General features: G+C 58.3%; 26 protein-coding genes and 2 pseudogenes. 25 read left to right on the top strand and 3 right to left on the bottom strand.

Translation table 11 applies throughout. The features are described 5' to 3' along the window. Positions 1-18 precede the first annotated feature (18 nt). Together ftsB and ispD are read left to right on the top strand one after the other, a co-directional pair. The gene (ftsB, locus tag ACZZ0D_RS18425; protein WP_003222158.1) at positions 19-297 is read left to right on the top strand and encodes a cell division protein FtsB; all 279 of its coding nucleotides are present in this window, start codon (positions 19-21) and stop codon (positions 295-297) included. Next, positions 294-1,001 (top strand): 2-C-methyl-D-erythritol 4-phosphate cytidylyltransferase, encoded by a 708-nt coding sequence (gene ispD, locus ACZZ0D_RS18420; protein WP_053117650.1) that lies wholly within the window; start codon positions 294-296, stop codon positions 999-1,001. The genes ftsB and ispD overlap by 4 nt, the downstream gene beginning before the upstream one ends. Before the next feature lie 131 nt (positions 1,002-1,132). Here ispD and ACZZ0D_RS18415 read toward each other — a convergent pair whose 3' ends face one another. After that, positions 1,133-2,029 carry a LysR family transcriptional regulator gene (locus ACZZ0D_RS18415; protein WP_212549600.1) on the bottom strand — a complete coding sequence of 299 codons (897 nt, stop codon included), beginning with the start codon at positions 2,027-2,029 and terminating at the stop codon, positions 1,133-1,135. Positions 2,030-2,145: 116 nt separating this feature from the next. Between ACZZ0D_RS18415 and ACZZ0D_RS18410 the strand changes: the two genes are divergently transcribed. The 9 genes and pseudogenes from ACZZ0D_RS18410 to ACZZ0D_RS18370 all read left to right on the top strand — a co-directional run bounded on the left by ACZZ0D_RS18410 (position 2,146) and on the right by ACZZ0D_RS18370 (position 9,602). Next, positions 2,146-3,258: an S-(hydroxymethyl)glutathione dehydrogenase/class III alcohol dehydrogenase gene (locus ACZZ0D_RS18410; protein ID WP_463553959.1), complete on the top strand. Its 1,113-nt coding sequence runs from the start codon at positions 2,146-2,148 to the stop codon at positions 3,256-3,258. 65 nt (positions 3,259-3,323) lie between these two features. Continuing rightward, complete coding sequence (fghA, locus tag ACZZ0D_RS18405; RefSeq protein WP_463553958.1) at positions 3,324-4,169, top strand: S-formylglutathione hydrolase; 846 nt, start codon at positions 3,324-3,326, stop codon at positions 4,167-4,169. Between the two features lie 44 nt (positions 4,170-4,213). After that, positions 4,214-4,687: a 2-C-methyl-D-erythritol 2,4-cyclodiphosphate synthase gene (gene ispF / locus ACZZ0D_RS18400; RefSeq protein ID WP_463553957.1), complete on the top strand. Its 474-nt coding sequence runs from the start codon at positions 4,214-4,216 to the stop codon at positions 4,685-4,687. Further along, entirely contained in the window at positions 4,684-5,742 is a 1,059-nt protein-coding gene (gene truD / locus ACZZ0D_RS18395; protein WP_053117657.1) for a tRNA pseudouridine(13) synthase TruD, read from the top strand. The genes ispF and truD overlap by 4 nt, the downstream gene beginning before the upstream one ends. Next, a pseudogene (gene surE, locus ACZZ0D_RS18390) lies at positions 5,730-6,480 on the top strand (5'/3'-nucleotidase SurE). Before truD ends, surE begins: the two are co-directional and overlap by 13 nt. A 41-nt stretch (positions 6,481-6,521) precedes the next feature. Then, complete coding sequence (locus ACZZ0D_RS18385; protein ID WP_172680082.1) at positions 6,522-7,157, top strand: protein-L-isoaspartate(D-aspartate) O-methyltransferase; 636 nt, start codon at positions 6,522-6,524, stop codon at positions 7,155-7,157. A 212-nt stretch (positions 7,158-7,369) separates the two neighbouring features. Next, complete coding sequence (locus tag ACZZ0D_RS18380; protein WP_053117660.1) at positions 7,370-8,239, top strand: peptidoglycan DD-metalloendopeptidase family protein; 870 nt, start codon at positions 7,370-7,372, stop codon at positions 8,237-8,239. A gap of 190 nt (positions 8,240-8,429) precedes the next feature. After that, positions 8,430-9,356 carry an RNA polymerase sigma factor RpoS gene (gene rpoS / locus ACZZ0D_RS18375; protein WP_371925982.1) on the top strand — a complete coding sequence of 309 codons (927 nt, stop codon included), beginning with the start codon at positions 8,430-8,432 and terminating at the stop codon, positions 9,354-9,356. A gap of 48 nt (positions 9,357-9,404) precedes the next feature. Next, entirely contained in the window at positions 9,405-9,602 is a 198-nt protein-coding gene (locus ACZZ0D_RS18370) for a hypothetical protein (protein ID WP_463553956.1), read from the top strand. Positions 9,603-10,000: 398 nt separating this feature from the next. Here ACZZ0D_RS18370 and fdxA read toward each other — a convergent pair whose 3' ends face one another. Both fdxA and mutS read right to left on the bottom strand, forming a co-directional pair. After that, a complete protein-coding gene (gene fdxA / locus ACZZ0D_RS18365) occupies positions 10,001-10,324 on the bottom strand; it encodes a ferredoxin FdxA (protein ID WP_008077096.1) in 324 nt (107 codons plus the stop codon). A 163-nt stretch (positions 10,325-10,487) separates the two neighbouring features. Beyond that, entirely contained in the window at positions 10,488-13,058 is a 2,571-nt protein-coding gene (gene mutS / locus ACZZ0D_RS18360; protein ID WP_212549791.1) for a DNA mismatch repair protein MutS, read from the bottom strand. 209 nt (positions 13,059-13,267) lie between these two features. On the opposite strand from mutS, the gene ACZZ0D_RS18355 reads away from it, so the two are divergent. From ACZZ0D_RS18355 to ACZZ0D_RS18290, 14 genes and pseudogenes are all read left to right on the top strand, one after another. Next, on the top strand, positions 13,268-13,996 hold the full coding sequence (locus ACZZ0D_RS18355; protein ID WP_053117666.1) for a winged helix-turn-helix domain-containing protein: 729 nt from the start codon (positions 13,268-13,270) through the stop codon (positions 13,994-13,996). Then, positions 13,963-14,454, top strand: coding sequence for a hypothetical protein (locus ACZZ0D_RS18350; protein ID WP_463553955.1), 492 nt, complete (start codon positions 13,963-13,965; stop codon positions 14,452-14,454). Before ACZZ0D_RS18355 ends, ACZZ0D_RS18350 begins: the two co-directional genes overlap by 34 nt. 501 nt (positions 14,455-14,955) lie before the next feature. Beyond that, complete coding sequence (locus ACZZ0D_RS18345; protein ID WP_463553954.1) at positions 14,956-15,474, top strand: DUF1090 domain-containing protein; 519 nt, start codon at positions 14,956-14,958, stop codon at positions 15,472-15,474. 51 nt (positions 15,475-15,525) lie between these two features. Further along, positions 15,526-15,708, top strand: coding sequence for a hypothetical protein (locus ACZZ0D_RS18340; protein WP_426618240.1), 183 nt, complete (start codon positions 15,526-15,528; stop codon positions 15,706-15,708). Positions 15,709-15,783: 75 nt separating this feature from the next. Beyond that, positions 15,784-16,521, top strand: coding sequence for a LexA family transcriptional regulator (locus tag ACZZ0D_RS18335; protein WP_463553953.1), 738 nt, complete (start codon positions 15,784-15,786; stop codon positions 16,519-16,521). 552 nt (positions 16,522-17,073) lie between these two features. Next, a complete protein-coding gene (locus ACZZ0D_RS18330) occupies positions 17,074-17,496 on the top strand; it encodes a tail fiber assembly protein (protein WP_463553952.1) in 423 nt (140 codons plus the stop codon). Positions 17,497-17,638: 142 nt separating this feature from the next. Continuing rightward, a complete protein-coding gene (locus ACZZ0D_RS18325; protein WP_053117676.1) occupies positions 17,639-17,977 on the top strand; it encodes a phage holin family protein in 339 nt (112 codons plus the stop codon). A 204-nt stretch (positions 17,978-18,181) separates the two neighbouring features. Beyond that, complete coding sequence (locus ACZZ0D_RS18320; protein WP_463553951.1) at positions 18,182-18,766, top strand: phage tail terminator protein; 585 nt, start codon at positions 18,182-18,184, stop codon at positions 18,764-18,766. Continuing rightward, complete coding sequence (locus tag ACZZ0D_RS18315) at positions 18,763-18,942, top strand: DUF2635 domain-containing protein (RefSeq protein ID WP_053117680.1); 180 nt, start codon at positions 18,763-18,765, stop codon at positions 18,940-18,942. The genes ACZZ0D_RS18320 and ACZZ0D_RS18315 overlap by 4 nt, the downstream gene beginning before the upstream one ends. After that, a pseudogene (locus tag ACZZ0D_RS18310) lies at positions 18,942-20,439 on the top strand (phage tail sheath subtilisin-like domain-containing protein). Before ACZZ0D_RS18315 ends, ACZZ0D_RS18310 begins: the two are co-directional and overlap by 1 nt. Positions 20,440-20,506: 67 nt before the next feature. Further along, positions 20,507-20,854: a phage tail tube protein gene (locus ACZZ0D_RS18305; protein WP_053117683.1), complete on the top strand. Its 348-nt coding sequence runs from the start codon at positions 20,507-20,509 to the stop codon at positions 20,852-20,854. Beyond that, positions 20,851-21,147, top strand: coding sequence for a phage tail assembly protein (locus ACZZ0D_RS18300; protein WP_007908778.1), 297 nt, complete (start codon positions 20,851-20,853; stop codon positions 21,145-21,147). The genes ACZZ0D_RS18305 and ACZZ0D_RS18300 overlap by 4 nt, the downstream gene beginning before the upstream one ends. A gap of 130 nt (positions 21,148-21,277) precedes the next feature. Beyond that, positions 21,278-23,176, top strand: coding sequence for a phage tail protein (locus ACZZ0D_RS18295; protein ID WP_463553950.1), 1,899 nt, complete (start codon positions 21,278-21,280; stop codon positions 23,174-23,176). Further along, positions 23,163-24,401: a DNA circularization protein gene (locus ACZZ0D_RS18290; RefSeq protein WP_463553949.1), complete on the top strand. Its 1,239-nt coding sequence runs from the start codon at positions 23,163-23,165 to the stop codon at positions 24,399-24,401. The genes ACZZ0D_RS18295 and ACZZ0D_RS18290 overlap by 14 nt, the downstream gene beginning before the upstream one ends. Positions 24,402-24,403: the final 2 nt, after the last annotated feature.

Below are 24,403 nucleotides of genomic sequence, written 5' to 3'. Positions count from 1 at the left end.
CTGGATACCTGATATTCGATGCGCAGTCCCTACTGGTTGTTTCTCGTTTTGCTCTTGCTGCTGGCCGGTCTGCAGTACCGCCTGTGGGTGGGCAATGGCAGTCTGGCGCAAGTCGCCGAGCTGAATCAGCAGATTGCTGATCAACACGCCGAGAACGAAGCCCTGCTGGAGCGCAATCGGGTGATGGACGCTGAAGTCAGCGAGCTGAAGAAAGGCATGGAGACCGTTGAAGAACGTGCTCGCCATGAGTTGGGCATGGTCAAGGACGGCGAAACCCTTTACCAGTTGGCCCAATGATCAATTCCCTGCCGGCCTTCTGGGCCGTGATTCCTGCCGCGGGCGTCGGTGCCCGAATGGCCGCGGATCGTCCCAAGCAATACCTGCAACTGGGCGGACGCACAATTCTCGAACACAGCCTCGGCTGTTTCCTCGATCACCCAAGCCTGCAAGGGTTGGTGGTCAGTCTTGCTGTTGATGATCCTTACTGGCCGAACCTGGCGTGCGCAAGCGACTCGCGAATTCAGCGGGTTGACGGCGGGGCCGAGCGATCGGCTTCGGTGCTCAATGCCTTGCTGCACTTGCATGCGCAGGGTGCCGATGATGACGATTGGGTGCTGGTGCACGATGCGGCGCGGCCGAATCTGAGTCGCGATGATCTCGACAAGTTACTTGCTGAACTGATGGATGACCCGGTCGGCGGTTTGCTCGCCGTGCCGGCACGCGACACGTTGAAGCGGGTCGACAAGCACGGTCGTGTGCTTGAAACCGTCGATCGCAGCGTGATTTGGCAGGCGTATACGCCGCAGATGTTTCGTCTTGGGGCGTTGCATCGGGCGCTGGCGGACAGCTTGGTCGCAGATGCCGTGATTACTGATGAAGCATCGGCGATGGAGTGGGCGGGGCTGAAGCCGCGACTGATCGAAGGGCGGGCGGATAACCTCAAGGTGACGCGGCCGGAAGATCTGGAGTGGTTGCGGCAGCGTTGGGCGAATCGCCGCTGAGTGTTGTGGCGTTTGTCAGATTGCCTTCGCGAGCAAGCCCGCTCCCACATTTGACTGTGTTCGACAGGTAACTGCGATCAAATGTGGGAGCGGGCTTGCTCGCGAAAGCGATAGCCCAAGCGACGCATAACTCAGCTGCGATACTCCGGCCGCTCAGCCAACCCCTCCTTCAAAAAATCCACCAACTTGCGCACCTTCGGCGACAAATGCCGCTGCTGCGGATACAGCGCCCACACCGCCGTATTCGGCGGCTGATGCGCCTCCAGCAGCGAAATCAACGCGCCACTGTGCAAGTGCTCCAGCACGTAATAATCCGGCAACTGACACAACCCGACGCCCTGCAACGCCGCGTCCAGCACCGCTTGCCCACTGTTGCAGCGCCAGTTTCCCTGCACCCGCTGAGAAAATTCCCGCCCGTTCTGTTCCAGTTGCCAGATGTCCGAGCTGCCGATCAGGCAATTATGCCGACTCAATTCCGACAAACTGTGTGGGCGTCCATACCGTTCGAGGTAGGACGGGGATGCACATAGGTACATGCGCCGGGGTGCCAGCCGTGCGGCGACCAAGCGCGAGTCCTGTAACCGACCCAACCGAATCGCCAGATCCAGCCCTTCATGCACCAGATCAAGTTGGCGATTGCTCAGTTCGATATCAATGCGCAACTGCGGATACAGCCCCATAAACCGCGTCACCAGCGGCACGATAAAGCGTTCGCCGTATGCCACCGCGCAGGTCATGCGCAGCATGCCTTTCGGTTCGCTGGTCAGGTCGCCGACCGCGCGCAATGCTTCCTCACGACCATCCTGCAAACGTTGGCAATGCTGGAGGAACGTCTGCCCGGCCTCGGTCAGCGTCACCCGGCGGGTACTGCGATAGAGCAGACGCGTCTGCAAACGCTCTTCCAGTCGTACGATTTGTCGACTGACGTGGGAGGAAGAAACCCCAAGGCGTTCGGCCGCAGCGGTGAATTGGCTGCACTCGGCGACGGCGACGAACTCGTCGATGCCTTCCCAGCGGTTCTCGGACATTGGATTATCCCTGTACGGCAATAATATTTTGCATTTGTCCGGATTATTCATCAGCCAGCGCTGAACTACACTCGCTGTCTGGTTTTTTTATTCATTGGATTCACTGGAGAGTCAGCATGATCAAGTCGCGCGCCGCCGTTGCCTTCGAGGCCAAAAAGCCGCTGGAAATCGTAGAAGTCGATGTCGCCATGCCCAAGGCCGGTGAAGTATTGCTGCGCGTCGTCGCCTCCGGTGTTTGCCACACTGACGCCTACACCCTGTCCGGTGCTGATCCGGAAGGCATCTTCCCGTCGATCCTTGGCCACGAAGGTGGTGCCATCGTTGAAGCGATCGGCGAGGGCGTGACCTCGGTTGCCGTTGGCGATCACGTGATTCCGCTGTACACCCCGGAATGCGGTCAGTGCAAATTCTGTAAGTCGGGCAAGACCAACCTGTGTCAGGCGATTCGCGCAACTCAGGGCAAAGGTCTGATGCCGGACGGCACTTCGCGTTTTTCCTACAAGGGCGAAACGATTTTCCACTACATGGGTACTTCGACATTCTCGGAATACACCGTACTGCCGGAGATCTCCGTAGCAAAAATTTCTAAAGATGCACCGCTGGAAAAGGTTTGCCTGCTCGGTTGCGGCGTCACCACCGGCATTGGCGCAGTGCTCAACACTGCCAAGGTGAAACCGGGTGACACCGTGGCCATCTTCGGTCTGGGCGGTATTGGTCTGTCTGCGGTGATCGGCGCTGTGAAAGCCAAGGCTGCGCGCATCATCGCCATCGACATCAACCCGGCCAAGTTCGAGATCGCCAAGCAACTCGGTGCCACCGACTGCGTGAACCCGAAAGATTTCGATCGCCCGATTCAGGAAGTGATCGTCGACATGACCGATGGCGGCGTCGACTTCTCCTTCGAATGCATCGGCAACGTGCAACTGATGCGCGCCGCGCTTGAGTGCTGCCACAAAGGTTGGGGCGAGTCGGTAATCATCGGTGTCGCCGGTGCCGGCCAGGAAATCGCTACCCGTCCATTTCAGTTGGTGACCGGTCGCGTCTGGCGCGGTTCGGCATTCGGCGGCGTGCGCGGCCGTACCGAGTTGCCAAGCTATGTCGACATGGCGCAAAACGGCGAGATCCCGCTGGATACTTTCATCACCCACACCATGGGCCTGGAAGACATCAACAAAGCGTTCGACCTGATGCACGAAGGCAAGAGCATCCGTACCGTCATTCATTTCTGATCAATCGCCGGGATATGGCGACACGTCGTTGAGGCGTGTTGCCGTGACCGCGTAGGAGTCTTTACATGAGCCTGGAAAACATCTCCTGTCAGAAAAGTTTTGGCGGCTGGCACAAGCGTTACCGCCATCGCTCCGATGTGCTCGGTTGCGACATGGTGTTCGCCGTGTACCTGCCGCCGCAAGCGGAGCAGGGCGGCAAATTGCCGGTGCTGTACTGGCTGTCCGGCCTGACCTGCACCGACGAGAACTTTATGCACAAGGCCGGCGCCCAGCGCATGGCCGCTGAGCTTGGTCTGATCATCGTCGCGCCCGACACCAGTCCGCGTGGCCCGGATGTGCCGGGCGATCCGGATGGCGCCTGGGATTTCGGTCTCGGTGCCGGCTTCTATCTGAATGCCACGCAGGAACCTTGGTCGCGTCACTATCGGATGCATGACTATGTCGTGCAGGAGTTGCCTTCACTGGTTGAAGCGCATTTCCCCGCGTCGGACAAACGCAGCATCAGCGGCCACTCCATGGGCGGCCACGGTGCGTTGGTTTGTGCGTTGCGCAACCCGGGACGTTACCAATCGGTGTCAGCCTTTTCGCCGATCAATAACCCGATGGATTGCCCGTGGGGGCAGAAAGCATTCTCGCGTTATCTGGGCGAAGACCGTTCGAAGTGGAAGGAGTGGGATGCCTGCGCACTGATCGCTGAAGCGGATGAACAATTGCCGCTGCTGGTTGATCAAGGTGATCGCGACGACTTCCTTGAAAAACAGCTGAAACCCGAAGCCCTGCAACAAGCGGCAAAACAAGCGAGCCATCCGCTGACATTGCGTCTGCAACCGGGCTACGACCACAGCTATTTCTTCATCGCGAGCTTCATTGACGACCACTTGCAACATCATGCACGCGCCCTCAAGGGCTAATGCGGGTAGAATCACGCCCTGACAAAAATCGGGGCGTTTTTTTTATGCGTATTGGCCACGGCTATGATGTGCATCGTTTCGCTGAAGGCGATTTCATTACTCTGGGCGGCGTGCGCATTGCACACAGCTTCGGGCTGCTCGCTCATTCCGACGGTGACGTCCTGCTGCACGCCTTGAGCGATGCCTTGCTCGGTGCTGCGGCGCTGGGTGATATCGGCAAACACTTCCCGGACACCGACCCGCAATTCAAGGGCGCCGACAGCCGAGCGCTGCTGCGGCATGTGGTCGCGCTGATCCACGCCAAAGGCTGGAAGGTCGGCAACGTCGACAACACCATCGTTGCCCAGGCGCCAAAAATGGCCCCGCATATCGAATCGATGCGCGCGCTGATCGCCGCGGATCTTCAAGTTGAGTTGGATCAAGTGAACGTGAAAGCTACCACCACCGAAAAGCTTGGCTTTGTCGGTCGCGAAGAAGGCATCGCTGTGCACTCCGTTACCTTGTTGCTGCGCGCATGAATGAACTGCAACTGCTCGGCCCGCGAGCCTATGGCGAACCCCTCGGCACGGCGGTACTGAAAGCCATCGCTGAAGATTTTCAGGTCGATGAAGTCCTCGACATCCCGTTCAGCGGCGACGGTGAACACCTGTGGATCTGGGTGGAAAAGCGTGGCCTCAACACTGAAGAAGCCGCACGGCGTATCGCCAAGGCTGCCGGCGTGCCGTTGCGCACCGTCAGCTATGCCGGCCTCAAGGATCGGCAGGCGCTGACCCGTCAGTGGTTCAGCGTGCAATTGCCCGGCAAGGCTGATCCGGATCTGTCGGCGGCGGAAAACGACACGCTGAAGATCCTCAAGACCACGCGCCACAAGCGCAAGCTGCAACGCGGCGCACACTCGGCCAACGGTTTCACCTTGCGCCTGACCCAGTTCGCTGGCGACAAAGACGCGATCGAACAACGTTTGCAACTGATCGCCAAGCAAGGCATTCCCAATTATTTCGGCGCCCAGCGTTTCGGCCATGACGGCGGTAACGTCGTTGATGCGCGTGGATGGGCGGCGCGCAAAGCCTTGCCGGAGCAGCGCAACGTGCGTTCGCGTCTGCTGTCGACCGCGCGCAGTTTTCTGTTCAATCAGGTGTTGGCGGCGCGTGTGGCCGATGGCACCTGGCAGCAAGCGCAAGTCGGTGATCTGCTCGCGTTCACCGACAGTCGCAGCTTTTTCCCCGCCGGTGAAGCTGAATGCAGCGACCCGCGTCTGGCGATTCTCGATCTGCATCCGACCGGCCCGCAGTGGGGCGAAGGTGACTCGCCGACCGCTGGCGTTGTCCATGAACTGGAGCAGGGGATTGCCGCGCGCGAAGCGGAGCTGCGCGATTGGTTGATTCACGCCGGCATGAGCCACGAGCGTCGCATCCTGCGGCTGCCCATTGGCGGGTTGACGTGGCATTATCCCCAGCCTGACATTCTGCAACTGGAATTCGTCCTCCCGGCCGGATGCTTTGCCACCGTATTGGTGCGCGAGCTCGTTGATCTGGTGCCGGTGGGGCAGACGGACAGCCCATGCGTATTCTGATTTCTAACGACGATGGGGTAACCGCACCCGGTCTCGCCGCACTTTATGCTGCGCTGGCGGATTACACCGAATGCGTGGTTATCGCCCCGGAGCAGGACAAAAGCGGCGCCAGCAGTTCGCTGACGCTCGACCGTCCGTTGCACCCGCAATACCTGGCCAACGGCTTTATCAGCCTCAACGGCACCCCGACCGACTGCGTGCACCTGGGCCTCAATGGCTTGCTGGAACGCCAGCCGGACATGGTCGTGTCGGGCATCAATCTCGGCGCCAATCTGGGCGACGATGTGCTGTATTCCGGAACCGTGGCAGCGGCCCTTGAAGGGCGCTTCCTCGAACGTTCGTCGTTCGCTTTTTCGCTGGTCTCGCGTCAGGTGGATAATCTGCCGACAGCGGCGTACTTCGCGCGCAAACTGGTCGAGGCCCACGCCGGGCTGGATCTGCCGCCGCGCACGGTGCTCAACGTGAACATTCCCAACCTGCCAATCGATCACATTCGCGGCATTCAGCTGACCCGTCTCGGCCATCGCGCCCGTGCAGCGGCGCCGATGAAAGTGGTCGATCCGCGTGGCAAGGCCGGTTACTGGATTGCTGCCGCCGGCGACGCCGAAGACGGCGGTGCCAGGCACCGACTTCCATGCGGTGATGCAGGGCTACGTTTCCATCACCCCGTTGCAGCTCGATCGCACCTTCAACGATGCCTTCAGAAGTCTCGACGGCTGGCTGGAGGGACTGCGCTGATGGCTCGCGAACACGACGACAGACTGCGCAGCGGCATCGGCATGACCTCCCAGCGCACGCGGGAACGCCTGATCCAGCGTCTGTATGAAGAAGGCGTGTCGAACGCCAAGGTACTCGAAGTGATTCGCCGCACGCCGCGCCATCTGTTCGTCGATGAAGCGCTGGCGCATCGCGCATACGAAGACACGGCACTGCCGATCGGCCACAACCAGACCATTTCCCAGCCTTATATGGTGGCGCGCATGAGCGAGCTGCTGCTCGAGGCCGGGCCGCTGGATAAAGTGATGGAGATCGGCACCGGTTCCGGTTACCAGACGGCGGTGTTGTCGCAACTGGTTGAGCGAGTTTTTTCGGTTGAGCGGATCAAGGTTTTGCAGGATCGGGCCAAGGAACGTCTAGTCGAGCTGAACCTGCGCAACGTGGTGTTTCGTTGGGGCGATGGCTGGGAAGGCTGGCCGGCGCTGGCGCCGTACAACGGCATCATCGTAACCGCCGTGGCCACCGATGTGCCGCAAGCCTTGCTGGACCAATTGGCCCCGGGCGGACGCATGGTGATTCCGGTCGGCTCCGGCGAAGTTCAGCAATTGCTGTTGATCGTGCGTGAAGAAAACGGTTTTTCCCGTCACGTTCTGGGGGCGGTGCGCTTCGTTCCATTGCTCAATGGGCCGTTGGCCTGAGCATTTGTTCGCCGCTGTTGAATTCCTTTCAACGGCTCCGGTCTTACTCCGGCGATAGCGGATTAAACGTAGCGTATTGCCAGCTGGCAAACGTGTGCGTGAAGCGATTTCGCTTCATTAAGGGTAAAGCCGAATCTGCCCGTTATACTTGCGACAGTTCATGCCGAAATCCGGCATTCCAAATTTTTCAGCCACCACAAAGGGAGCGGCGGGTGAGTCTCACAGTCATTGCGCAGCGTATGGGTAACACGAGCTTTCAGCGCCTGGTGACTGGCCTTGTCTTGAGCACCTTGCTGGTCGGTTGCTCCAGCACCAAATCGAGCAACGTGAGTGTCGTCGATCGCAACAAGGCGGTCGCCCAGCGTCCGACAGTGACGACCGGGCAGTACGTAGTCCGTCCGGGCGATACGATGTTTTCGATCGCTTTTCGCTACGGCTGGGACTACAAAGCCCTCGCGGCCCGGAACAATATTCCTACGCCGTATACGATCCATCCGGGTCAGACAATTCGCTTTGACGGGCGCACCGGTTCAACGTCGAGCGCGGTGGTAAGCAACTCGAGTTCTTCGCCTTCTTCGTCGAGCAAAACCACGGTAATCCGGCGCCAGGCGAATGGCACGACGACCACCACAACCACCGGTTCTACGGGCGCTGCACCGTCCGTCGCGAATAAGCAAACCCCCGCTCCGATGCCTCCTGCAGGCCCGGCCCCGACCGGCTGGGGATGGCCATCTAATGGCATTCTCATTGGAAAATTCTCTTCAAACGGTAGTTTGAATAAAGGAATTGATATCGCCGGGGATTTGGGACAGCCTGTTTTAGCTGCGTCTGATGGGACGGTGGTTTACGCCGGGAGTGGCTTAAGGGGCTACGGCGAATTAGTCATCATCAAACACAGCGAAACCTACGTCAGTGCTTACGGTCACAACCGCAGGCTGTTGGTTCGGGAGGGTCAGCAGGTCAAGGTCGGACAGACAATTGCCGAAATGGGGTCAACGGGTACAGACCGGGTGAAACTGCATTTTGAGATTCGCCGCCAAGGTAAACCTGTAGATCCACTGCAGTTCCTGCCACGACGTTGATTTGTCATCCAGCCTGTTCCGTCGCGTAGAGGGGACAGGCTCCAGCGTTGCCAAGGATAAAGGCGTCGCTTGAGCTTGGGGTCGAACTCACCAAAGGACTATAACAATGGCTCTCAGTAAAGAAGTGCCGGAGTTTGACATCGACGATGAGGTTCTCCTTATGGAGGCCGGCATCGATCCGGATTCTTCGATGTCGAATGATGAAGGGGCTGCACCGCCTTCCGTTCGTTCCAAATCCAGACAATCTGCGACACTCAAACAGCATAAGTACATCGACTACACGCGGGCACTCGATGCCACGCAGTTGTATCTCAACGAAATCGGCTTTTCCCCATTGCTCTCTCCGGAAGAAGAAGTTCATTTTGCGCGCTTGTCGCAAAGTGGCGACCCTGCCGGACGCAAGCGCATGATCGAAAGTAACCTGCGGCTGGTGGTTAAAATCGCCCGGCGTTACGTCAATCGGGGGCTGTCGCTGCTGGATCTGATCGAAGAGGGCAACCTCGGATTGATCCGCGCGGTGGAAAAGTTCGACCCCGAGCGCGGCTTCCGCTTCTCGACCTACGCCACTTGGTGGATTCGTCAAACCATCGAGCGCGCCATCATGAATCAGACCCGGACCATCCGGTTGCCGATTCATGTGGTCAAGGAGCTCAACGTGTACCTGCGGGCTGCACGGGAGCTGACGCAAAAACTCGACCACGAACCTTCACCCGAAGAAATCGCCAACCTGCTGGAAAAACCGGTGGGCGAGGTCAAGCGCATGCTGGGCCTCAATGAACGGGTTTCTTCGGTCGACGTCTCGCTGGGTCCGGATTCGGATAAAACCCTGCTGGACACCCTGACGGATGATCGTCCGACCGATCCATGTGAACTGCTGCAGGATGACGACCTGTCGCAGAGCATTGATCAATGGCTCTCGGAACTGACCGACAAGCAACGCGAGGTAGTGATTCGCCGCTTCGGCCTGCGCGGCCATGAGAGCAGTACGCTGGAAGATGTAGGCCTGGAGATCGGCCTGACGCGCGAGCGGGTGCGGCAGATCCAGGTAGAGGGCCTCAAGCGCCTTCGCGAAATCCTCGAGAAGAATGGCCTGTCGAGCGAGTCGCTGTTCCAGTAAGCGCCTCACACGACCGCCCGCAAAAAGCCCCGACTGGTTCGGGGCTTTTTGTTGCCGGCAGCTTTTGAAGTTGTTGCTGTTGCTGTTGCTGTTGCTGTTGCTGTTGCTGTTGCTGTTGCTGTTGCTGTTGCTGTTGCTGTTGCTTTTGTAGGAGCTGCCGAAGGCTGCGATCTTTTGACCTTGATTTTAAAAAGCAGAATCAAAAGATCGCAGCCTTCGGCAGCTCCTACACGGGAGGGTTTGTAGTTTGCTGCTGTAAGCCTTGGCTTACTCTTTCGTAGGTGTTCGTTATTTTTACACTTCGGCAGACGCCCATTCAGTCAGTCGACGATCACTAACCTGCTGACTAATAAGCTTATTTTGAAATATGAAGCGGTTATGACAAACGATTTCAGCACGGAAGGCCGATTGCCCCCGCCGCAGAACTCTCTAGTATTCAGGTTGTGTCGACGGACAGACACACCCTTCAAGGAAGAAGGGAATGGACATCGCAGGATGCGATTCATCAGGACGATGAAAAGGAATACAGGGATTAGGGAAAAAATGTGGGCGGGTCAAACCGCCCCTTTTTTTGTCCGCAGAAAAGTAAAACCCGGAAAAACAAAAAGGCCCGCAACGGGCCTTTTATTCGAGCGCGTGACAGATCAGCGTTCGAGGTCTTTGATCTTGCCTTTGACGCCATCCCACTCTTCGGCATCCGGCAGCGATTCTTTCTTCTCGGTGATGTTTGGCCAGATTTCAGCCAGATCAACGTTCAGCTGGATGAACTCCTGCATCTCTTCCGGAACTTCGTCCTCGGAGAAAATGGCCACGGCCGGGCATTCTGGTTCGCACAGGGCGCAGTCGATGCACTCATCCGGGTGAATCACCAGGAAGTTCGGGCCTTCGTAAAAGCAGTCCACCGGACAGACTTCTACGCAGTCGGTGTACTTGCACTTGATGCAGTTGTCGGTGACGACGAAGGTCATTTCTAATTTTCTCCTCAGGCGGCGGCAGCGTTGCCCCTTCACGGTTGGGGTCGCCAGGTTCGGGAGCGATACCTGCTGGCCAGGCTATTAGCCAGCAGCATCCCAAACCGCGCGAGATTCTAACAGCTTGAAGCCGTTTGCGTTATATCCGCTTCTTCAGTGCTTATATCCGGTTCTTCAGGGCATAGAGCATTTCGAGCGCACGGCGTGGTGTCAGGTCGTCCAGATCCAGTTTAGCCAGCTCATCGAGAACCGGGTGCGGCAGGCTGGCAAACATATCGCTTTGCTGCGGCGTCGCCGGTTTGCCCTTGGCCGCCGGTTTCGGCGCTTCATGGGGCAACGCGGTCTCTTCCAGTCGGCTCAGGTGCTCGCGGGCCCGCACGATCACTTCGCTTGGCACACCGGCCAATTGCGCCACCGCCAGGCCGTAGCTCTGGCTGGCAGGCCCCGGCAGCACGTGGTGCAGGAACACGATGCGTTCGTTGTGCTCGGTCGCGTTGAGGTGAACGTTGGCCACCAACGGCTCGGCTTCCGGCAGCACGGTCAGTTCAAAGTAGTGAGTGGCGAACAGCGTGTACGCGCGTAGATGCGCCAGACGCTCAGCCGCTGCCCATGCCAGCGACAGACCGTCGAAGGTGCTGGTGCCGCGACCGACTTCGTCCATCAGCACCAGACTGCGTTCGGTGGCGTTGTGCAGAATGTTGGCGGTTTCGCTCATTTCGACCATGAAAGTCGAACGACCACCGGCCAGGTCATCGCTGGAACCGATCCGGGTGAAGATGCGGTCGACCAGCGACAGTTCACAACTGGCCGCTGGCACGAAGCTGCCAATGTGCGCCAACAGCACGATCAAAGCGGTTTGTCGCATGTAAGTGGATTTACCGCCCATGTTCGGGCCGGTGATCACCAGCATGCGCGTGTTGTCATCGAGGCTCAGATCGTTGGCCACGAACGGCGTGGTCAGCACTTGCTCGACCACCGGGTGACGACCCTGAGTAATGCGCATGCACGGCTCGCTGACGAAACGCGGGCAGTTCAGATCGAGGTTCAGCGCACGCTCAGCGAGGTTGCTCAGCACGTCCAGTTCGGCCAGCGCCGCAGCGGTGTCCTGCAACGGTGGCAACTGGCTGATCAAATCTTCCAGCAACGCTTCGTAGAGCATTTTCTCGCGGGCGAGGGCGCGGCTCTTGGCCGACAGCGCCTTGTCTTCAAACTCTTTCAGCTCAGGCGTGATGAAACGCTCGGCGCCTTTCAGGGTTTGCCGGCGAATGTAATCCGCTGGCGCCGACTCGGCCTGCTTGCTCGGCAATTCGATGAAGTAGCCGTGAATGCGGTTGTAGCCGACTTTCAGGTGGCTCAGGCCGGTACGGGCCTTCTCGCGGGCTTCCAGATCGATAAGGAACTGGCCGGCGTTTTCGCTCAGCGATTGCAGCTCGTCGAGTTCGCTGTCGTAACCGGTTTTCAACACGCCGCCGTCACGGATCACCGCCGGCGGGTTGTCGATGATGGCTTTAGCCAGCAGCGCCGCCAGTTCCGGGTAAGTGCTGGTGGTGGTCGCCAGACCTTGCAGGTGCGGCGCTTCCAGATCGGTCATCGCCACTTGCAGTTCAGGCAGGGCGCCGAGGGCGTCGCGCAGACGCGCGAGGTCACGAGGACGGGCATTGCGCAGGCCGATTCGCGCAAGAATCCGCTCGATGTCGCCAATTTCCTTGAGCTGTGGCTGCAGCTTTTCGAAACGGTAGCGATCGAGCAGGCAAGTGATCGAGGTCTGGCGCGCCAGCAACACGGTCAGGTCGCGCAACGGACGATTCAACCAACGCGTCAGCAGACGGCTGCCCATCGCGGTCTGGCAACGATCAACCACCGATTGCAAAGTGTTGTCGCGGCCACCGGCCAGGTTAGTGTCGAGCTCGAGGTTGCGACGGCTCGCGCCGTCGAGCACCACGGTGTCATCAAGACGTTCGTGACGCAGGCTGCGCAAATGGGGCAGGGCGGTGCGCTGGGTTTCTTTGGCGTAGGCCAGCAGGCAACCGGCAGCGCCGATGGCCAGCGTCAGGTTCTCGCAACCGAAGCCTTTCAGATCCTGAGTGGAAAACTGTTGGCAGAGACTTTTCAGCGCCGAATCACGCTCAAAATCCCACGGCGCACGGCGGCTGACGCCACGGCGTTTTTCCGCTGGCAGGTCGCGTGGCCAGTCGTCCGGGATCAACAACTCAACCGGGTTGACGCGCTCCAGTTCCGCCAGCAGGTTTTCCCAACCTTTGATTTCCAGCACGCTGAAGTTGCCGCTGGTGATGTCCAGCACGGCCAGACCAAACAGACGCTCGTCCCCCAACAGCGCGGCGATCAGGTTGTCGCGGCGCTCATCGAGCAGCGCCTCGTCGCTGACCGTACCCGGCGTGAGAATCCGCACGACCTGACGATCAACCGGGCCTTTGCTGGTCGCCGGGTCGCCGACCTGCTCGCAAATCACCACGGATTCGCCGAGCTTGACCAGTTTCGCCAGATAACCTTCCGCCGCGTGGTAAGGAATCCCACACATCGGAATCGCCTGCCCCGCCGACTGCCCGCGCGCGGTCAGGGTGATGTCGAGCAACTTGGCAGCCTTCTTCGCGTCTTCGTAGAAGATCTCGTAGAAGTCGCCCATGCGGTAGAACATCAGCTGATCCGGGTGCTGATTCTTCAGCCGCCAGTACTGCTGCATCATCGGAGTGTGGGAGGACAGATCTGAAATTGCTTTATTCATCAGAGGTTTAGCTATACCGAGAAAATGTGTCGGGGCAGAGGTGCAGGCCCCTGAGTTGATTCAGTGGGCGGAGTATGAAGTTTTTTTGAGGTGGATGCAGCAACGCGCCGCCGCTCGGGTTGGCATTGTGTCCTATAGTGCCGAAAAGCTATCGAATCATTGGAGTTGGTGGGTTGAAGGTCAGTTGAGGAAGCGGCGTGGAACAGTCTGAAGGCATCGGCTCGGGATCGTCATCGAGCGATTGTTACTACGATGCAGAAAAAATGACCCTCACTCGGGCGCAGCAGTCGGTCATTCTGGGCAGTAATGAGAGTGATCTGTTGCTGGCGTTGATTGCCGGGGTGACGGACAAGGAGCAGCTGATTTCGCGGGTCTGGGGTGAGCGCGGGCTGGTGATTTCCGACAGCAGTTATTACAAGACGCTGCACATGCTGCGCACGCATTTTGCTGATGTCGGTTTGCCGCGTGACAGTCTCAAGACGTTGCCGCGCCGGGGCGTGGTGCTGTTGTGTGAGATCCGTTTGATCAGCGCAGAGGTGCCTGAGTCCGTACCGGCAGCGCCGGCGGTCATCTCGGTGACGAAGCCACCGCGCCGCTACTGGCGTTTTCTGCTGCCTGCATTGGTTGTACCGGCTATCGCGCTTCCTTTGTTTTACGCCTACCTGATGTTTAAAAAACCAGCCGACCTGGAAGAGTGGAAACTCATCTGGCAAGACGGTGATGCGCAGTTGTATGTGGAAGAAAGTGAAAAGATGTCCAAGGACGAGATTGTAAAAGCCCTCGGCGAGTTTGAACCGCCCATTGTGTTATCCGACATTAATTATTATGTAAGAAAGCCGCTCTCCCAGTTATTGATCAAGTGCGTCAAGCCTGAAAGTAAAGGGGAGGCCATATGCGTGAATTACCAGCTCGTTGGAAAAAAATAATCGCATTGATGGCAGTAGCCTCTGTGTTGGTTTTCGGTGGGCTGGTGGTCAGGTATTTCTACGTGATCAATCGTGATATTCCACGTGCACCGTGTTTTGCTTCTATTGACTTCGTTCATACCCATGATCACAAAGTCCGCTGGCATGGTGTCGGTGATATGACGATTGATCCAAAGGAAGGCGCTCTCTATGTGTATTACGTAGTGAAAACGCCAGAGGGGAAAGTTTATACCTATGATCGAAAGTTCGGTATTGCGCTAACGCATCTGGATACTTCAAGGTTTCTGTTCAAAACCCTTTCAGTAGTGAAATTCGATGCCGATACCGCTGGAGATGAACTGCCGTTTATGGAGCGAGGCTTTCAAGGCGGCATGGTCACCTTCAATTATTTCTCCGATGCCGAGTACTACTACAACATCAACAACCTGATCAATGGTGTCTGTCACGTCCCTCGCTGACTCAGCCCCCGGCGCGACTAAGTAAGACTGAGTAAGACGCCAGTAAGGCCACGACAGCCCCACATTGTTAATGTCATTCCCCGTAGGAGCTGCCGAAGGCTGCGATCTTTTGATCTTGCTTTAAGAAGATCAGGATCAAAAGATCGCAGCCTTCGGCAGCTCCTACAAAGGAAGCGATTCAAGCCAACAGCCTCTGCGACGGCACCGGAGAGTCCGCGCAGTCCGGCTGTTTTTATTGCCTTGAAGAATGTGACGATGTTTAGAGTGTTGAGGGGTTTTATACATGCTCTGGTTTTGTGTGCGCAGTGCATATGGCGTTCAGGCTCCAGTCTGGAAACGATCAATTGCGATAAACAGACAAGGCACTGTGTTTGTTGCGGCGGCGGTGGGTGGGAAAGAAAAAGAGGTGAGTATTTCCACACTGTCAGAACGGATCCCGGTATTGCTCTGTTTTGATCATGTTTATGTGCCGATGGCGTGGATGGTTGAACACTTTCCGATGTGCAAGGCACGTTGTCGCGACATGGTCATGGCAGCATTAACTGCGATACAAAGAAACTTGAATTGTCGCGATGCCTGGTCTCGCGTCAGCTATTTCGGTGGGCATTATGGCGAGAAAAGTTACTTGGGGTCTGCCTCATGAAACTGAGTCTTTTCTGCAGTCTGTCCCTCGCAGTCAGCGGCGTATTTATCATTGAAAACTCATTCGCCGACTCGCGACAAAGTTGCGCCGAGCGCCGCGCTGAACTTATTCGCCAAATAGACCGTGCAGAAGCGGCGGATAACGTTTATCGCCAGGCCGGACTTGAGCAGGCGCTGGCCAATGTCGAGCGTTATTGCCGAGAGCCCTCTGCCGAGGATGATCATTCAAGAGCGATTCGCAAGGCCGAAGCCGAAGTGCGGCGCCGTCAAAACCATCTGAAAGCAGCGCGTCAGTACGGTGATGTGAAAGTCATCAAGAAGCACGAAGCCAGGCTCGAACGCGCCGAGGAAAAATTGCAGCGGCTTGTGGATGAGTGACAGCCGCCGTTGTGAATGACGTATGAGTCAATGACATCAGGAAACCTTCCAATGAAAACCGCAGTGATCTTCGCTTCAATCTTTACCTCAGCCATTTTGCTCACCGGCTGCACCGCCACCGATTGGGTACACGCCGCCGGTGGCATCATGGGCGCCAAAGACGATTACGACAAAAAGGCGCGCAATGATCGGATCAAACGCGCCAACGCGGCGGCTCGACGCGTCAAATCTTGATTTATGCGTTTTGTATGCGCATTTTATGCAATTCGGCATTTGTCTTGAGATAAAACTTCAAGCACTATGCGCGTTATGCAAAAACGCAACGTAGCAACCGTCTTAAGAGCACTGCTTGATCAGCACGGGATCTCCCCCACGGAGCTTCACCGTCGCACCGGCGTGCCGCAATCCACTCTCTCGCGAATTCTCAGCGGGAAGATCGTCGATCCCTCGGATAAACATATCTCGAAGATCGCCGAGTACTTCGCCGTGAGCACCGACTTGTTGCGCGGTCGCGCGGATGCGCCGCCGGCGAGCGCTGGCGCGCGCAACACCGATGTGCACGCGGAACTCAAGGACATAAGCCTGTGGGACGACGACACACCGGTCGATGATGACGAGGTGTCGGTACCGTTTCTTCGCGAGGTTGAATTGGCGGCTGGATCAGGAAGATTCATCGTGGAAGAGAGCGAGCGCTCTAGTCTGCGCTTCGGCAAGCGCAGCTTGCGCCATAACGGTGTGCAATTCGACCAGGCCAAATGCGTGACCGTGCGCGGCAACAGCATGTTGCCGGTGCTGCGTGACGGCGCCACCGTCGGTGTCAACGCCGGCAAATGCGGCATTGGCGACATCATCGATGGCGACCTTTATGCAATCAACCACAACGGTCAATTGCGGGTGAAGCAACTCTATCGCCTGCCCACCGGTATCCGTTTGCGCAGCTTCAATCGTGACGAACATCCGGACGAGGACTACAGCTTCCAGGAAATCCAGGAAGAGCAGATCGTCATCATTGGTCACGTCTTCTGGTGGGGCATGTACGCCCGATAAGCAGATCGCCGTCAGATAAAACCCGCCTCTCGGCGGGTTTTTTTCGCCTCGAAAAGCCACCAGCGCCTTTAACCACGCGGCTTATCATGCATTAACGCATTTCTAGCGCATAAATAAATGCATTTATGCATTGACTGTATATGCATCCATGCATATTCTTGCCACCAAGCCGCTCGACAAAGCGGCTGGCAAGACAAGCTCTTTAGTTCGACAAGAACAGGCAGCGATGAACCGGCCTCAACGGTTCAGAGGGTTGGCAACTGACCCGGGTGTGCAGCGTAAAGCACCAGAAGCAGTTATCCGGCGGGCAGGGACAGCGGTCGGAAAAACAATCTGAATGGACTCGTACCGCGCCAGTAGCGCCGAAAAGTCAGCTTCCTTCCGGGTTTCAGGAATTGAAGGGAGGCGTAGGAGCGCATTACTGAAACGCCTGGCGGGTGACTGCCGGGCTTTTTGGAATGCCTGCCTGGTAAACATCGTCTGGCCGGTATCGCCGTACTCAAAAACATACGCAAGTCATTTCGCTCAAGATCTAACTAAAAGGAAATTTGAATGAATCGTTATGCACTCACAATTACTGCCATGGGTTACACCGTGGTTCTGCAGGTAGTGGACATTGATAGCGAGGCACCAGCCGTACCGGTAAGTGAACCAAGTGCCTCATGGCGCGATGTCACCGGTAACGACACTGTTCAACCGGGAATGAAGCTGGTGTGGGGGCCTTCTGGAAATGAATTCGCCGAAACTACGATCCAAGAGCAGCAGTTGATTACTACTGGTCGCATAGAACTTCGGTTAAACGACGCAACACGCTGGCTGATGTTCAACCCCCTGCAATACAAGTCGGATCTGGGTATCGCTACAGCAACAGATGAAGCAGCGTTAGTAGCCTTCAAGCAATACTTTATCGCTGTCGGCGAAGTGAAAAACCAGAACACCTTTCCAACCATCAACTGGCCTGTTGCGCCTTTTTGATTGCAGGAATTTCAGGATTGCACTTCAGGAGCGCATTACTGAAAAGCCCGGCCTCAGCGCCGGGCTTTTTGGAATGCCTGCCTCAAGAGAAATCGTTTGAATCCAACTCACATCACTCATCAAATCCTCAAGGAGGCGTGACATGACAAACGAGCAACAAGCATTGGCAGACATGCCGATCTGGCTGGTCATCCTCCTTGCCGTGGTGGGTGGGGTGTCCGGCGAAATGTGGCGCGCTGACAAAGAGGGCGCCCGTGGCTGGTCGCTGATGCGCCGCCTGGCCCTGCGCTCCGGCGCCTGCATGATCTGCGGTGTGTCGGCGATCATGCTGCTGTATGCCGCTGGCATGTCGATCTGGGCGGCTGGCGCTTTTGGTTGCCTGACTGCGATGGCCGGGGCCGATGTGGCGATCGGACTTTATGAACGCTGGGCGGCCAAGCGGATTGGCGTCTGCGAAATTCCGCCGCGCGATCCGCAGTAATTCTGCATTTTCTGCCGCCCTTCAATACTGAAGCTGCTGCCAAAAATTCCACAGCGGAGCAATTCCCGGTGGGAGCGGGCTTGCTCGCGAAAGGGCGGGCACATTCAAAATTGATGGTGACTGACACGGCGCCTTCGCGAGCAAGCCCGCTCCCACAGTGGATCTGCGTTTTTCCCCAATTGCACTCAACTCTGGAACACCCCCATGAAGATCACCCCGATCCTCACGCAATTGCGTGCGCAATGCCCCAGCCTGGCCGATCACATTTCGGCGGGGGTCGATCTGGCGTTGTTGCAGGGCAATTCCGCTCTGCCGACACCTTCGGCCCACGTGCTGCCGCTGGCTGATCTGGCCAGCAATAGCACGGCACAAAACCTCACCACCCAACCGATCCGCGACCGCTTTGAAATCGTCCTGGCACTTGATGCCAGCGACCCTACAAAAGCGCTGGATCTGTTGCACGACCTGCGCGCCGAACTGTGGCGTGCGCTGGTGGGTTTCAAGCCCGATACCGACTACAGCGCCATCGTCTACGACGGCGGTGAACTGCTGTCGATCAACAGCAGCCGGGCGTTTTACCGGCTGCGTTTTTTTGCCGAGTTCCAGCTTGGCCGCAATCTGCCGAGTCAGCCTGCGGAGAGTTGGCACGAACGCGAACTGGACGGCTTGTCGTCCTTCACCGGGGCCACCGTGCGGGTCGATGCGATCGACCCGGCCGACCCCAATCTGAAACGCCCGGGCCCCGATGGGCGCGTGGAAATGACTTTCTCTGGAGACGTAACCCCATGAGCAATCGCATCACCGTACTGCCGGCCGCCGGCCGCGTCGTACCTGACCCGGAGGCGGGCGATCTGCTGCCGCTGGAAGGCCGTGAAGTGCTGGACAGCGCCTGGTGGCGCCGACGTCTGGCCGACGGCGATATCACCCTCAAAACCGCAACCGCTAAACAAAAGGGAGCCAAATAATGGCGATCGGATTCAGTAACATCCCCGCGGACATTCGTGTACCGCTGTTCTATGCCGAAATGGACAATTCGGCCGCCAATAGCGCGAGCTCGACCCTGCGTCGCTTGATCGTCGCTCAGGTCAACGACAACATTGCGCCGACCGAGGTCGGCAAACTGGTGTTGGTCTCCAGCGTTGCGCTGGCCAAAAGCATCGGCGGTCAGGGCTCGATGCTCGCCGCGATGTACGAGACCTTCCGCAAGGCTGACCCGATCGGCGAGATCTGGTGCCTGCCGCTGCACAACGCTGAAGGCGCGGTCGCCAAAGGCGTGCTGACCCTGACCGGCGCCGCCACTCAGGCTGGCGTGTTGAATCTGTATGTCGGCGGTGTGCGAGTGCAAGCCACCGTGGTCAACGGTGCTACCGCAGCACAAGCGGCCACCGCGCTGGCGCAGAAAATCAACGCCACCGCCGATCTGCCGGTGAGCGCTGCCGCTGCCGAAGGTGTGGTCACCCTGAACGCCAAATGGACGGGCGACAGCGGCAACGACATCAGCCTGCAATTCAATCGTCTGGGCAAGAGTAACGGCGAAGAAACTCCGGCCGGTCTGACCGCCGCAATCACCGCCATGACCGGCGGCGCCGGTGTGCCGGATCAGGTCGAAGCCATCGCCGCACTGGGTGATGAGCCGTTCGAATTCATCGCGCTGCCATGGTCCGATCTGTCGACGCTCAATACCTGGCAAGCGGTCATGGATGACAGCACCGGTCGCTGGTCGTGGGCCAAGCAATTGTTCGGTCACGTCTACAGCGCCAAGCGGGGCACCGTTGGCACATTGGTTGCCGCTGGCCAGGCGCGCAACGACCAGCACATGACCATTCAGGCGCTGGAGCCGGGCGTTCCGCAACCGTTCTGGGTACAAGCCGCTGCATTGGCTGCACGCACCGCCGTATTCATCTCCGCCGACGCCAGCCGTCCGACGCAAAGCGGCAGTCTGCCGGGTGTCGACCCTGCGCCGGCGAGTGAGCGTTTCACCCTGACCGAGCGTCAGTCGCTGCTCAACTACGGCATCGCCACCGCGTACTACGAAGGCGGCTACGTGCGCATCCAGCGCTCGATCACCACCTACCAGAAAAATGCTTACGGCCAGGCCGACAACTCCTATCTAGACAGCGAAACCATGCACCAGTCGGCGTTCATCGTGCGCCGTCTGCAAAGCGTGATCACCAGCAAATACGGTCGGCACAAACTGGCCTCCGACGGCACCCGTTTCGGCGCCGGCCAGCCAATCGTCACCCCGAGCACCATTCGCGGTGAGCTGATTGCGCAGTACGCCAAGCTTGAACTGGAAGGCCATGTCGAGAACGCCGAGCTGTTCGCAGAGCACCTGATCGTCGAGCGCGACGTGCAGGACCCCGAGCCGCGTGAACGTGCTGTTCCCGCCGGATTACATCAACGGTCTGCGCGTGTTCGCACTGCTCAACCAATTCCGTCTGCAGTACGACGACGCGGCTTGATCCGCGCGTTTGACGGCAAGCATTCAGCCCACCTCGCGTGGGCTTTTTTATTCAAGGGAGTAACACCATGGGTCAACTGATTGCAGGCACCTGCTACGTCAAAGTCGACGGCGCACAACTGACGATCAACGGCGGCTGCGAAGCCCCGCTGATGTCCACCAAACGCGAAACCATCGTGCCGGGTTTTTACAAGGAAACCGACGTGGCAGCGTCGTTCAAAGTGACCGCGCTGCACACCCCGGACTTCCCGCTCAAGCAACTGATCGAAGGCGTCGACATGACCGTCACCTGCGAATTCAGCAACGGCAAAGTCTACGTGCTGGCCGGTGCGTATCTGGTTGAAGAGCCAGTCTCCAAAGGCGATGACGCCGCTATCGAACTGAAATTCGAAGGCATCAAAGGAACCTGGCAATGAGCGGCGCCGTGAAGCTTCAAGTCGCGATCGAAGCTCACGGCGAGCCCCTGACCGAACTCGTTCTGCGCCGCCCGACGGTGCAGGAAGTGCGAGCGATCAAGGCGCTGCCGTACAAGATCGACAAGAGCGAAGAAGTCAGCCTCGACATGGACGTGGCGGCCAAATACATCGCCGTGTGCGCCGGCATTCCGCCGTCGTCGGTCAACCAGCTGGATCTGGCTGACCTCAACGCGCTGAGCTGGGCCGTTGCGAGTTTTTTCATGAGTGCGGCGTCGGCGCCATCACCGACCTGATCGCAGTCGCCTATGACCTGGCCTGGTTCTGGAAGGTTGACCCCGAACAGATGATGGCCAGGCCACTGGATGTGCTCCGCGAATCGCTGGAGCACGCGCAACGGATCAATGCGATGCAGCAGGTGCAGTGATGGCAGACACAGAAAGCAAACCCAAAACATCGGTGCTGATCACTGGCATCGATGAGCTGTCGCCCAAGCTCGGTGCGCTTCGCGAGAAAGTCGACAGCTTCAAGAAAAACCTCGAACAGACCGGCCTCGGCAAACTCGACATCAGTGGCCTGTTCAAGGGCGGCAGCGTGATCACGCCGTTCGTGGACGGAATCAAATCGGCAGCGGCATTTCAGGGCAAATTGACTGAAGTCAGCGCGACGGCAAAAACCGTCGACCTGCCCGCTGCACCGAAAGCCGCTGCACAGAACATGAACGTGTTCAGTGCGTCGATGGAAAAGGTCTCGGCCGCCATCGACGCTGCATTGGTGCCGGCAGTCGGTGCCGTGGTGATCGGGCTTGAGCCGATGATGACGCAGTTCGGCAGCCTGCTCGCCGACAATCCGAAACTGGTCGAAGGGCTGGCCGCGGGGGCCATCGCCTTCTCGGCGATGCAAACCGCTGTCACCGGTGCCACACAGGTGTTCGATGTCATGAGCATGGTGCTCAAGACCAACCCGATCATGCTGATCGCCATGGGCATTGCCGTGGCGGCCGGTTTGATTGTCGCCAACTGGACGCCGATCAGTGCGTTCTTCAAGGGCATGTGGGAAAGCGTGAAAAATGCCGGAGCCAGTGCAATGGCGATCTTGCGCTCGGTGCTCGACTGGCGACCGCTCGATACGTTGGCAGCGCTTTGGCAACCGGTCACGGGATTCTTCTCGGGGATCTGGGACAAAGTCAAAGCGGTGACTAGTCCGTTGATCGACTTCTTCAAGAGCGTTTTTTCATGGACGCCGTACGGCATGATCCTGGACAACTGGGGGCCGCTGACTGGCCTGTTTTCGGCAATCTGGGAATTGCTCAAGGCCTTGAGTGTGCCGGTGATGTCGTTCCTGAGAAACCTCTTCGATTTCTCGCCGATGCAGATGATCCGCAGTGCCTGGGGCGGAGTGGTGACGTACTTCGAACCGATGTTCACCGGGCTGCGAAAAATGGCGCAGTCCACCAAGGATTTCCTGGCGGATGCGTTCGACTTCTCGCCGATGCAGATGATCAACAGTGCATGGGGCGGCGTTGTCACGTACTTCGAACCGACGTGGACAGCGCTGCAGTCCGCCGTGCAGAAAACCCGTGAAGCTTTCCAGACGCTGTTCGACTTCTTTCCAATGGATATGATCAGCAGCGCATGGGGCGGTGTCGTCGGGTTTTTTCAACCGATTTGGGCCGCTTTGCAAACGTCGGTGCAACAGGTCAAAGGCTTTTTCACAGACCTGTTCGACTGGTCGCCGCTGGAGCAGATTGCGCAATTCTGGCAACCGATCGGTGAAGTCTTTTCGGCGCTGTGGGGCGTGGTGCTGGCGGTGTCCGCGCCCGTCGTGGATTTTCTGCACACGCTGTTCGAATGGAAACCGCTGGATCAGATCATCGAGAGCTGGGGGCCGATCACCGAGTGGTTCGGCGAGTTGTGGCAAAAGCTGCAAACCGTCATCGCACCGATCAAGGAGCTGTTTGACGGTGGCTTCGCCGGGTTGATCGCCAAGGTCACCGGCAAGGTTGAAACCCTGACTAAAGCGCAGCGCCAGACCAATGCCGAAGGCAAGGGTGAGCTGGCGCCGGCGTTCTTTGGTGCAAGCCCGCAAGCTTCGGCGGACGGCGCGTTGTCGGCGGGTTCGCTGCCACAATCCTCCAGCGCCCTGATCCAGCAAAGCGCAATCAACAACCGCACGCAACTCGAAGGTGGCCTGACCGTCAGCTTCGTCAACGCGCCGCCGGGGCTGCGCACCGATCAACCACAAACCAATCAACCGGGCCTGGCGCTGTCGTCGCGCATCGGTTATCGCTCGCTGTCGGCCGGAGGTTCCAATGAACTGGCGTGACCGTTTATTGCCGGCATCCTTTCGCGGTGTCGGTTTCTGGATCGATCAGGCGAAAACCCCGGTCGGTCGCAAGGGGCAGTTGCACGAATACCCGCAACGCGACCTGCCGTTTTTCGAAGACCTCGGCCAACAAGCCAAGACCCACGACATCACCGCGTTCATCATCGGCGCCGATTGCCTGGAGCAACGTGACAAGTTGCTCAAAGCGTTGGAGGCGGGCAGCGGTGAGCTGGTGCATCCGTGGCTCGGACGCCTGCAAGTCAAGGTCGGCGAATGCGACATGACCCACACCCGCCAGGACGGCGGTATGGTCACGTTCACGCTGAAGTTTTATCCCGATCAGCCGCTGCCGTTTCCGACGGCGACCGTCAGCACGCAGAAAGTCTTGTTGGTGAAAGCCGACTCGCTGCTCGGTTCTGCGGTGGCGCGTTTCGAACAGGCGATGACGCTGATCAAGGCTGCGCGGATCGGCATCGCCAATCTGCGCAACAGCCTCATCGGGGTTTACGAGGTGATCAAAGAGCAGCTGAAACCGCTGATCGCGCAATACAAGCAGATCACTGAACTGGTGAAAGCGGTCAAGGAATTGCCCAAGGAAGTGGCAGCGGAATTCAAAGGCTTGCTCGGCGATATCAAGGAGCTGAAAGCGTTCGCGAAGGAGGGCTACCGTGGCGTGATTGCCGACGTCTCCCAACAACTTGAAGCGATCCGCAAAGCCGATGCGCCGAAGATCACCACCGGCAAAGACACCAACGCGGCGGCGCAAGCCATGGCCGATCTGGTGCAGGACACGCTGCTGGTCAAAGTCGCGCAATGGGTGGCGTCGATGCCGGTGGCGACCACGCCGGTGAAGCTGCAATCCACACCGTCGGTGGGCCAACAGGCGACCACGCCGGTGACCCGTCAGGAAGTGCCCGTCAGTGATGACATGCAGGCCCTGCGCGAAGCGGTGAGCGCGGCCATCGATCCGATGCTGGACAAGGCCGGTGCCGCACATTTTCAGGCGATCAATGATGTGAAGGAGGCGTTGATCAATCACCTCAAAGCGGTGGCGTCCTCCGGTGTGCGGCAGGTCAGCAAGTCGTTTCAGGAAAGTTTGCCGGCACTGGTGGTGGCCTACAAACAGTTTGCCGATGCCACCCGCGTCACCGAAGTGATCCAACGCAACGGTACTGTTCATCCGTTGTACCTGCCGCCCAACGACGTGAAAGTTTCCAGGGAGTAAGC

The organism is Pseudomonas sp. AC193 (assembly GCF_979258075.1).
The sequence above is the reverse complement of the archived record's forward strand: the minus strand, read 5'-3'. Positions and strand labels throughout refer to the sequence as shown.